Below are 10,536 nucleotides of genomic sequence, written 5' to 3'. Positions count from 1 at the left end.
AGTTCCACCCGATCTTGCGGCTGGAGAATGCCGGCCTCGGCCATGCGGTAATATTCGTCCACCGTAAACCGCTTTTTAATGATTTCTGTCGGCATAGCCATCCTTCTGGAACAAGCATACTACCCGCGGGAGGGCAATTGTGAAACCTATCGTTGTTAAGACAAGCCCGATACCGGAGCCGCGGGGTTTCGTTGTGAAGAAGGGAACGAACAGATTGGCGGTATTCGAAATACCGGGTCCGTCGTCCAACGTTCTGATCCTGAGATTCTGGGCCACATGGTGAACGCCAAGGACGTGAAACCGTTCATGGCCGAGAATCATTACACGATGCCCGTGGCGCTCGATACCAAGTCCGACGTGAAATCGGCAAGTCCGCGATGCAAGACAAGGTAGCTTGCAAACGGCAGAATCGCGATGATTCCGCCACTCATAAATAGCGACACCGGCAGTACCCGCCGCCATACCCGAATCCCACGCTGAAAAATAGATACTGTGGCGAGGAACAAAGCAATGGAACAAAGCGAGAAGATTCCCACGTCATGGAGCAGTCACCTTACGGAGAATATTTTTTCGCACCCATCGAAGGGCATATCGTTCTCTCCACTTGGCGATCCACCAGCTGAAAAAACGCCTGAATGCCTGGAAACGGCGACAGTGAACCTAGACCAAACTTAGCCCGGAGTTTTCTCCGGGATGGCGGAATTCGGGCATGACGACGGGGACGAATCCCGGCAGTGGTCATGATCAGGGACAAGGGTGTTATCCGGTTCCGCTTTCGGGCTATGCAACTCCTCTTCAGTATTCACTGAAAACAAAACGTATCGATCAAAGCTGTGGCGCCGGTAATACTGGCGCCGGTTGATCTCTAAATAAAGATCGACTGTTTTGGGAAGCCACAGATCCGCATTTTCCTTCTTGAAATGAACAGGGCCGTACTCGACGACCTGATGTTGGACGGAGAGCTGTCCTACCGGCCCGGACAACTCGGATTCCATGCGCACGATTTCGAAGTTATCGGCGCTGATCCATGCGCGTCCCTTCAGTTTTACGGCGTAGGGTTGATTATTCGATGTGAACTGGCCATACCGGCTGGGCTTGTCGTCGCGGTGCCGGAAGTACATGAGCCAGGTCGCCTGCCCCTGCCACTGCCCCAGGCCTTCGCAGGTCATCTGAAAATCGTCGCGCATATCGGGATGAAAAATCATCGCAAGGCCCATGAAGCCTCGGGTGATGATCCCGTCCGGGGTATCGCTGAGCCCGGATCGTACCATGCGATCTTCGTTAATGTTGAAATAACCAGGAGGGTTCTCCGAAATCGTGGCCAGATAATCGAACTGGCGATTGACCTTGGTGGTTGGGTTGCCAAAGCGATTGAGCTTTTCATGTAACAAATCTTCAATTGCCGCAAATTGGGAGACATTCTGGACCAGCTGTTGAACACGCTTGCCGGACATCTCGATCACCTGGTCATGAGGGCAGGGCAGACCGGCTGCCACCGAAGGCTTTACATCATCTACACCAGGTGGTCCCCAGGCACTCGGCGGAAGATCCGGAAGAGATGCATCGAGAACCCGGTCATCCGGCAGCTCCGTTCCTGCAGTCAGAGTTGCCCCCTGTTCGTGCGATTGAACCCTCGCAATGAAGGTTTCCAGCGCCGCCCGGTCGGGATTGTTCGGATGGTCTGTCAAGAACGCCTGGAGAATTTTGATCCCTTCGCCGTCCTGGCCGAGGCCAATCAACGCTTCTCCCAGGATCAGCCCAGCTTCAGCTGCACCTTTACTTTTACTTTTCTCGATGACCAATTGCGCCTGTTCCCGTGCCTTGTCGTATTGCTTCTGGTTCAAATAGGCGTGAGCGAGAAAGCTATGCGCCGTCGAGTCTTGAGTATTAATGGCGATCGCCCGTTCTAATGACGTTTGCGCGTCATGGTCATGGTGGCGTTTCAGCTGCACTCTTCCGAGCAGGCTCAGTGTTGGCTGGCGGCGCGGATCCAAAACGACGGACCGGCTCAGGTAGGATTCCGATTTTTCTAAATCTTTCAGAGCGAAAAACAAATACCCATATAAGAAGTTGATCTGCGCGCTGTCGGGAGCGAATTTATACACTCGATCAAGCTGCTTCCGCGCCTCGGCAAGTTTCCCCGCTTTTAGAGCGTCCAGCGCGCGTTTTGTGTCATTGCGGTATTTGGGGGGTATGATGTCGTCGGAGGAATTCAGGTTAACGGCATCGGGATCGCGCTCGAGCTGGATCTCCAAACGCAGGTCCTGTCTCGCCATGACGATTTGCACATGCCGGTGCTGGGGCTCATATCCAACCGCACTGACGTCAACGTCGCATTCTCCCGGCGCAAGGTCATAGAATGACGCCCGGGAATCCCCCATTGTCGCCTGCCAGAGCGTGTTTTTTCTCGCGAGGTCGTCCAACTTGATAACCGCCTGACGGTCCAGACGAGAATTGGAGCTGTCGCCAACCACCAGAACCAGACTCGGCGGGATATCCCTATATCCGGTGGCGTTGGAAAGTGAATAAGTAGTCGGACCCTGCGTCTGTGCCTGGATCGATTGAACCGAGGACAAAAGATACAGAACGACAACAACCAGCATCAAAAAGCAATGGGATCGTTCCCGCTGGAGTCGTGTTGGGCCAGGTACATTCCGAGTTCTTAGCGCTCCCGGACCCCTTCCAATCATCTCCCGATCCGACACGTTCTTTAGCCCTCTCCGATATTCTCCGGCTCCATCGAGTTTAAGCGATCTTATGCGATCCGTATTGAAAGGATAAAGATCTTTCGGTTTGCGGTCTTAGCCGTCGAAAAGCTCCTGACAACCTGCATCGAAACATCGTCCCGGAAACTCCTTTATGTGCAATGCCTCTTGTTTAGAGACAGGCACTTGAAGGAAGAAAAAGCCTCCCGGATCTCTCCGACCGGCTCAGGTCTTAACGACTTTGTCCTCAGTGGTGATACACGACTCGCGGTGATTTCATTGTTATTTTCGGCCACTCCATGTATCGCCGTGAACAACGGCGAAGAGCAGATCAGTGTGTTATAAAATAAAAGCCCAGCATGAAGCGCGTCACAATTTTGGCCGGAATCTCAGCGGGTGTCTGTATAGCACTTACGGGCGTGTACCGCGCTCAGGATGCCTCTAAAAAGGCTCTTACGGCGGCCATCGATGGAGTCGTCACTAAGACTTCCGGCGAACCGCTCCCCGATGCACATGTGACTGTGACTCCGATTCCGAACGGGATGCCGCAGATGGCAATAACCGCCGCGGACGGACATTATTCACTATCCGATCTCCCTCCGGGACAGTACTTGCTGAAAGTAGAACGCTCATTGTTTGTGCGTGACCGGCGGGATACAACCCCCAGAATGGTTAATCTGACAGCAGGCGAACATCTGCCGGTCTCTGTTCAACTCACGCCGACGGCTGTCGTCACGGGGAGAATTCTGGACGAAGAACGGCAGCCCCTCCAGGGCGCGCGTGTCGAAGCGATGCGATATCGCTATCGCGACGGATCCCGTGTTCTATCCGTCGAGGGGCAGGCGGCTTCCGATGATCGCGGCGAGTACCGGATATTCAACTTGCCGCCCGATAGCTATTACATTCGGGCAACGATTCCGGGAAGGCTTCCTCAAGTTCCTGTTTATTATCCCGGCGTCATCGATTCGCTGGATGCGGCTGGAATCAAGGCCGGGGCTGGAGCTGAAATTGCAGCAATCAATGTTCCTGTGCTGACGTCCGCGACATTCTCGCTGCGCTTCCACATTGTGAGTGCCCTTCCCCTGACAGCGCTCCCCGCCGCAACCGTCACGGTCCTTCAATGGCATCGCGGGTCGTTGGAATCGGTTAACGTACAAACGACATCGCCTGGAAACGGACTGTATATCCTGTCGGGCCTTCTGCCGGGCTCTTATGAGATATTCGCAGCGCTCCGGTCTGCATATGGCGGAACAAACATCATGCAGACGGCGCACCTCCCCATTGAAATCAACAACGGAGATCAGGACGCCGGTGCGTTAGCCCTTCGCCCGGGCAATACAATGGTTGGACGGTTGGCAGTTCCGGCTGTAATTACAGGCCCTCTCCGATTCAATGCCGTTACAGTCGCTTTGAGGCCGATGGACGGGATGCCTGCGATTCTTTCGGCAAGCACCAGGTCTCCCGGAGGCGGAATTGCAGATGACGGCTCTTTTGCGATTCCCAACGTGAACCCGGGAAAGTTTCGGGTGACTATCACAGGATTGTCCGGAAACGTTTATGTTACGGCCGTCCGTTGCAACGGTGTCGATGTTACCGATAGCGGCATGGTGCTTGATGGTTCTGCGTTGGGACCGCTCGAAGTAATGCTTGGCGGCCCGGAGAGCGTCGGCAGCATCGAAGGTGTCGTGCACGACGCGAACGATAAGCCGGTGCCGGAAGCAGTGGTTGCACTTGTGCCCTCGCCGGAGCGCAGGAAGAATCCTTCCGCCTTCAGAACGGTCAACACGACGCAACTCGGAACGTTTTCGATGTCCGGAGTCTCGCCGGGAACTTATACCGTGCTGGCTTGGGACGATCTTGAGCCCGGCGCGTATGAAGATCCGGACTTTTTGAAGGACTTTGAATATCGCGGAACGAAAATTACGGTGGAGCGAGGCAGCCGGGACGTGCTCGACACGGTGCACGTCATTCAAATGCCATGAGGACCACGCCTTTTCTTTTATTGATTCTGATGGCTGCGGCTGCCGCCGCGCAGCAGGCGGCGCCGGAGAAGATGACGATCGCCGGCACCGTGATCGACAAGCTCACCGGCCAACCAATCGCGGGCGTGACGATTGTACCGCCGATACCGCCCCTGCCGAAGGATGCGCCGGATCCACGCCCTACCGATCCTCCGCGGCGTCCGCTGTTGCGGAGCGCGAGCGATGGCACTTTTACCATCAACGATGTCGGGCGTGACGACGGCCCTTTTTTGCGCTTCACAAAATCCGGCTACATTGACCGCTCTTTGAACTATATGTTCAGCCCGGCCCAGGGGCTGACCATGAAAGTTCGCATGCAGCCCACCGGCATTATTTCGGGGCGGGTTTTCGATCCCAAAGGCGGTCCGGAGGTCGACATGGCCGTCACGATTTACGGCTACACAAGGGATCATATTCTTGTGCCCAAATCGATAACGCTGACGGACGATCGCGGCGAATACCGTTTGCTGGATGTTATCCCCGGGCGTTATTTGGTTGGATTTGCCACGAAAGCCAGGCGGGACACTCGACTGCCGGCGAACGCTCCAATGTTGTTTCTACAGTTTTTCACGGCAACGGATGCGCCCGATGTTTTATGTGAGCTGTATCCCGGCGCGGGCGATGCCGCCTCAGCCGAGATCGTCGAGGTCAAAGGAGGCGAAGAAGCCCGGCTGAAGGATTCCGTACTGGGTGGCGCGCGGCTGGGCGACATTCGGGTCCATCTTACGAACGGGGACGGCAGTCACATCGGTGATGCGAATCTGGTACTGAATGGATATGGAGACAATCGATCGGGCCAGGCGACTGCCGTTGCTTTGAATCTCGATTTCACGGGCCCTCAAGTGAAGGTTTATCGTCCAAATGGCCCGGGCATATTCTCCGCGGAGCTCAACTGGAAACAGACCGATGGGACCGTCGCTTACCTGGCGGCGCCAATCGAATTTACCGGTCGCGACGTCGACGTCGATATTCCCGTGTCCAAGCCATCAGGTCAGCTTGAGATACACGCTTTTAAAGAGGACTCGAAAGGCGGCACTGCTCCCGCCCCCGGCGCATCGTTCCGGTTCTGCAGGCCGGCCATGCCGTGCAATTTCTCGGACTTTACCATCAAGCCCGAGTTCGGATCGTTCACGCCATCGGACCCGAAGGCCGGACCGGACGGCACGGTCCGGCTCCTCGGCTTGTCCGAGGGCCGGTATGTTCTTCGCGCCGGATCATTGCCGCTGGCTTCCGGCCTGGGGGATTCGAGCGCCCACATCTCCAGCGCGACTCAAGCAGGTCATGATGTATTAAAGGATGGCGTCCTCGTCTCCAAATCACCATCGGTCGTAGAAATACACTTCAAGTCCGAGGCCGGGGGCCGGGTGCGCGGCAACGTCTTCAATCACCAGGGCCACAACGTCGAGGATGGGGTTGTTGCCCTGTGGCCCGAAGAATTGCAAGGCGTCATGAGTTTGCACTCCCCAAGCGCTCTGGAAGTAGGCGCGAGCGGACAGTTCAACATCAGAGGCATTCGTCCAGGTCTCTACCGTGCATATGCCTGGTCCGATGCTCGTCTGGACCAGGCCCTCGACCCCGATTTCGTCCAGAAGTTTCGGGACCGTGCAACTGCCGTAACCATCGTTGAAAACGGTGATGTCGCCCTCGACCTGAGCATTCTCGACGGACAATAGCGACGGCGCCGCTCAGTATCGCAGCGGACTGGAAAGCCTGGTAACAACGTGAATCCGGTCTAGGTCCGCAGTCAACAATGTCGCGAAGGGAATGGACGGCAACGCTGCTCTGGGGACGCCGCCGGTTCCGATCGCGAATCTCAAGACGTCCATGGACACGTTCGCGGTGTCCATGGCAGCGGCGGCCAACGGAGGCAAGGAGGCCGTCGCCGACAAGAACAAGGACCGTCAGGACCTCATGCTGTTGATGCGTCTGCTGGCGCATCACGTGGAGGGTGCCTGTAAGGGCGATATCTCGGTATTTCTGTCGTCGGGTTTCCAGCCCGCAACGAACGCGAAAACGCCGCCGGTACCGCTCACGGTGCCCGTCCTCATCGTGGACCAGGGCCAGACCGGTGAGCTCCTCGCGACAGTCAAGTCAGTGCCGAACGCGCTGCACTATGACCTCAGCAAAGCCACCGTCAGTCTGGTCAACGGCCAGCCCACAATCCCGGCTCCAACGCCGGGGATGATGCTGACCAGCGTCCGAAAGCCCGTGGTGTTCGACCAGCTCACGCCCGGTACGACCTATGTTTTCCAGGTTCGTGCCTTCGGCAAGCCGGGTCTCACCGAATGGTGTGCGCCGGTGCAGAAGATGTGCACCTAAACACGTAACCGGGCTGCGGCGGATATTTGTTGAGCCAAGCAAACTCCCCTCCTGAAAAGGAGGGGAGGCTGCGCCAAAGGCGCAGTCGGGGTGGTCGCTCACAAGTCATATCGATTCCAGGGCGACCACCCCGGCGGCTCTCTCGATTCGAGTTTTCCGCAGCCTGTCTGAGGAGGCACCAATGGATACGCATGACTACATCTTGTGTACGCTCGGCGAGATCAAAGGCGAGCTGATCCAGATTCGCAAGTTATCCGAGCGTGTTTCGCTCCTCGAACAATGGCAAGCCTGGTTGAAAGGCGGATGGGCCGTCCTGACTGCCGCGATCGTCTACATCTGCCGCCTGGCTTTCCGAACGACTTAACTAAGGCGAAGCGCAAGCGCGATAGGGCGCAGCCTAAATAAAGGAGGGTAAATCCCATGTTTGAATCTCTGATGCAACACCAGATCTGGGTCGTGGTGGTGATCTACTGGATCTTTTCGGCCGCCGTGTCGGCAATGCCTGAGCCTGCGCCCTGCCGGGCTTGGGCTTCGCGGCCGGAACCGGCGTCGAACGGCGGCGCCGGCTACCTCTGGCTGTATCGCTTTTGTCACACCACCGGCCGGCAATATCACCACGGCTTTTAAAGACAGGATCCCCGGCCTGAAGGTCCTGCTTCCACCCCTGATCGTGCCGCTCCTGTTCGCCACCCCGGCGTGCGCGTCGCTGCACTACACCGTGCATCCGGATGCGCTGAACACGGCGGATTCGACGGCTTACGACACGCTGCTAATTGCTCAAGCGGCGATCGATCAAGCCCGCGTTGCGAACCAGACGACGCCGCTTCCGCCGGATCTGAAGACTGCGCTGAACACGGTGGTTCAGTCGTACAACGTCGCTCGCGAATCCTGGCTGACGTATCGAGGCGCCGTCGCGACGAATGCGCCGGCGGACGCGTACTTGACTCAACTCAACAACAACCTCCTGGATCTCTCGAAAGCGATCCAGGCTTTGAAAGAAGGTCAAAAATGAATACGAACATCATGAACACGAATGACACAACGAACATCATTGTGGAAATCGTCGAATTTTTAATCTCCCTGGTTCAAGCCGAGGGTGGAGACATGGAGGCAGACGCGCGGGTCGCTAAAATCCTGGTGGAGATCGTGGACCGAGGCCTTCAGGCTTACTACGATCATACCGGGGAGCCTCTCAACATTAACCTGATCAACGCCGAAGTGACGGTATGAACTCGGCGGTGGTGAGCCGGATGGCGGACGCGATCGCTGTTGCCGAAGGGTATCCCGTCGAGGGATCGCGTTCCCGCCGTAACAACAATCCCGGCGACCTCGAACGCGACCTGACCGGAGAAGGAATCGGCTGGGACGGACCCTCCGTGATCTATCCCACTGCCGAGGCCGGCCGGGCCGCGCTCAAAACCAGGTGCGGCTGATGTTCGCAGGAAGCCACATCTACCAGCCCTCGATGACGATCGCCGAAGTCGCGGAGCACTACGACGCGACCGGCCCAATGACCTGGGCGAAAAATGTGGCCGCGCTTCTCGGAGTTTCCGTCTCCACCCGGCTGGAGGAAATCGCCTCCGCGATCGCGAACTCCCGGGCTGCTGTTTCAGGAGGGTAGGGAACCCGCTTCTTCGGTGCGGTGGTAAGCGATTCTGGTTGGTTGACGGTCGTAAACTCCGCGGGAGTCACGGGATCACGAAATGTGGTTCCGTGGCTCCCATCTTTTTACCTGCGGATTCCTCCGAAGCCTAATACGGGATTACTCTCCCGAAAAACGACGAAAGGTTATGCGGTGGTGGAAGATAGGTAAATACTCGGCGACAAGAGGGACTCTTTTCGCCTACACCGCGCTTGGGATGCTGGTCAGATCAGCGGTGATAAGGGGATTTATCGCCGGGAATGGCGTTCGGTGCCAGCCGGCGTCGCGGCCATTCTCCGAGTTGCCGAACGAACAGACGAAGGTCACGGTGCGATTTTCATTGTGAACGTTAATGTATTTTATCGTGCCTGAAAAGGGGGCCTAATGTTCTAGCCTCATGAGGTGATTTCGCCCTTAGGCGGGTCGATAAATTATTGGGAGACCCTCCTGGCATTGCGGAGCGATTGAATGCGTACGTTGTCCCACATGATGACTCGCTCATCGACCTTTGTAATTGCGCGCACATCGCCGTCCTGCGAAACGACAAACCCGATGCTTTCGGGATGAGCCGCACAGTACCGAACCATCGATCGATGCCGCGTACCGAAATAATTCAGGTCGAGAGCCTTCGTCTTATTGGCCTCGGAATCTTGCGCCATAAGAACTTCTGGCGGTTCCTCCTTTACAGTGATCTCAACGCCGAAGCCTTTCAATTGCAGCTGTGAATCCAGCCAAATCAACCCGTCAACGCGTGACAATGAGGCGAGAAAACGCACACATCCCGTAATCTCGTTATTGATATGCGTGACATCACTTGCGCTGGTCGCGTCATCCAAATAGAGGCCCATTGGGACTTCGTCGGCTTCTTCCTGAATTAGCTCGCCGATTTGATCAGAATACCCAGTGTGTTGAATTTGACGTGCCGCGCCTCGCGTCAGTGCGGTGGCGAGGCGATGATAGTTGAGAGTGTATTTTTTGTTAAGGCCTCCTCGATCATCAGAGAGAAGGACTGCGCCACCGTGCCCGTACCTTTGAATACCGATCAATATTCTGCACAGAGCGGAAATCCACATGTCTTCAAGACTTTTATTCCAATGATCTCTTTCATCGTAGAGAGTACTTCCGACCCTTTTGCGTACCTTCTGTTGAAAGCGGTTGATCCTTCGCATCAATTTCGAGTGGATTGGTCCAACTTGGAAGACGCGTCGCTGGCCCTTAACGAGTGTGTCGTGCTTGAGGGAGGCAAGGAGTAAATATGTCTTGTACACTCCTATCTCACCGATTCCCTGAATGACGGCTTGGAACATGCCCGGCATTTCCGGCCCTTTGGATGCTTCTTTCACAATATACGTACTGTAATGAACGCTCTGGTCGATCAAGCCCCAAATCCGAAGCTTTCGGTCCTCCCCCAAATCGACCGCGAGCGTTGTACCCCAGGGATCAACTGCCGTCGAGAGCTTTGCAAGGTTTCTCGCATTGAATTCAAGTTCATGTTCGAATGAAAAGTACCGCCATCGATCTGCTGTGATTCGTTCCGGCGGAAATGGGTCCGGTCGGTTCCGGTCGATAAAAGCAACTCGACAGGCAATGGCCTGATTCTCTTCTCGCTTCAGGCTAGCGAAAAACAACGTTTGAAATAATTCCGTTAAGACCTCGACCGAGGGCGGGTATTCCTTGCGCTCAAGCAACTGCGTACGAACATATTCAGCTAGCCTGAATTTCCACGGCACACCATTCGCCTAAGTTTTGTCAGCCGGAATCCCTGATTGCCGGCCCCCTCGAATCACGCTGAGAATGGCGTCGATCCGTATTCTCAAGAGAATTCACCGGATCATCCCAAGACGCCTTT

The 10,536-nt window shown here is 56.1% G+C and carries 11 protein-coding genes; 9 read left to right on the top strand and 2 right to left on the bottom strand.

What is annotated here, in order from left to right; genetic code table 11:
• Nucleotides 1–671: 671 nt before the first annotated feature.
• Complete coding sequence (locus VGK48_15120; protein HEY2382505.1) at nt 672–2,288, bottom strand: tetratricopeptide repeat protein; 1,617 nt, start codon at nt 2,286–2,288, stop codon at nt 672–674.
• 776 nt (nt 2,289–3,064) lie between these two features.
• Here VGK48_15120 and VGK48_15115 point away from each other — a divergent pair.
• From VGK48_15115 to VGK48_15075, 9 genes are all read left to right on the top strand, one after another.
• Nucleotides 3,065–4,687 (top strand): carboxypeptidase-like regulatory domain-containing protein, encoded by a 1,623-nt coding sequence (locus VGK48_15115; GenBank protein HEY2382504.1) that lies wholly within the window; start codon nt 3,065–3,067, stop codon nt 4,685–4,687.
• Entirely contained in the window at nt 4,684–6,399 is a 1,716-nt protein-coding gene (locus tag VGK48_15110) for a carboxypeptidase regulatory-like domain-containing protein (protein ID HEY2382503.1), read from the top strand. Before VGK48_15115 ends, VGK48_15110 begins: the two co-directional genes overlap by 4 nt.
• Before the next feature lie 91 nt (nt 6,400–6,490).
• Complete coding sequence (locus tag VGK48_15105) at nt 6,491–7,045, top strand: fibronectin type III domain-containing protein (GenBank protein HEY2382502.1); 555 nt, start codon at nt 6,491–6,493, stop codon at nt 7,043–7,045.
• Nucleotides 7,046–7,226: 181 nt separating this feature from the next.
• Entirely contained in the window at nt 7,227–7,409 is a 183-nt protein-coding gene (locus VGK48_15100; GenBank protein HEY2382501.1) for a hypothetical protein, read from the top strand.
• A 56-nt stretch (nt 7,410–7,465) separates the two neighbouring features.
• Nucleotides 7,466–7,672 (top strand): hypothetical protein, encoded by a 207-nt coding sequence (locus VGK48_15095; GenBank protein ID HEY2382500.1) that lies wholly within the window; start codon nt 7,466–7,468, stop codon nt 7,670–7,672.
• 43 nt (nt 7,673–7,715) lie between these two features.
• Entirely contained in the window at nt 7,716–8,057 is a 342-nt protein-coding gene (locus VGK48_15090) for a hypothetical protein (protein HEY2382499.1), read from the top strand.
• Nucleotides 8,054–8,275 carry a hypothetical protein gene (locus tag VGK48_15085; protein ID HEY2382498.1) on the top strand — a complete coding sequence of 74 codons (222 nt, stop codon included), beginning with the start codon at nt 8,054–8,056 and terminating at the stop codon, nt 8,273–8,275. The genes VGK48_15090 and VGK48_15085 overlap by 4 nt, the downstream gene beginning before the upstream one ends.
• Nucleotides 8,272–8,478, top strand: coding sequence for a hypothetical protein (locus VGK48_15080; GenBank protein HEY2382497.1), 207 nt, complete (start codon nt 8,272–8,274; stop codon nt 8,476–8,478). Before VGK48_15085 ends, VGK48_15080 begins: the two co-directional genes overlap by 4 nt.
• Nucleotides 8,478–8,666: a hypothetical protein gene (locus VGK48_15075; protein HEY2382496.1), complete on the top strand. Its 189-nt coding sequence runs from the start codon at nt 8,478–8,480 to the stop codon at nt 8,664–8,666. The genes VGK48_15080 and VGK48_15075 overlap by 1 nt, the downstream gene beginning before the upstream one ends.
• Before the next feature lie 452 nt (nt 8,667–9,118).
• Here VGK48_15075 and VGK48_15070 read toward each other — a convergent pair whose 3' ends face one another.
• A complete protein-coding gene (locus VGK48_15070) occupies nt 9,119–10,417 on the bottom strand; it encodes a hypothetical protein (GenBank protein ID HEY2382495.1) in 1,299 nt (432 codons plus the stop codon).
• Nucleotides 10,418–10,536: the final 119 nt, after the last annotated feature.

The sequence above is a fragment of the Terriglobia bacterium genome, from assembly GCA_036496425.1.
In the GTDB taxonomy this organism is placed as follows: Bacteria; Acidobacteriota; Terriglobia; order 20CM-2-55-15; family 20CM-2-55-15; genus 20CM-2-55-15.
Note: the sequence above shows the minus strand (reverse complement) of the source record. Positions and strands in the feature narration are given on the sequence as shown.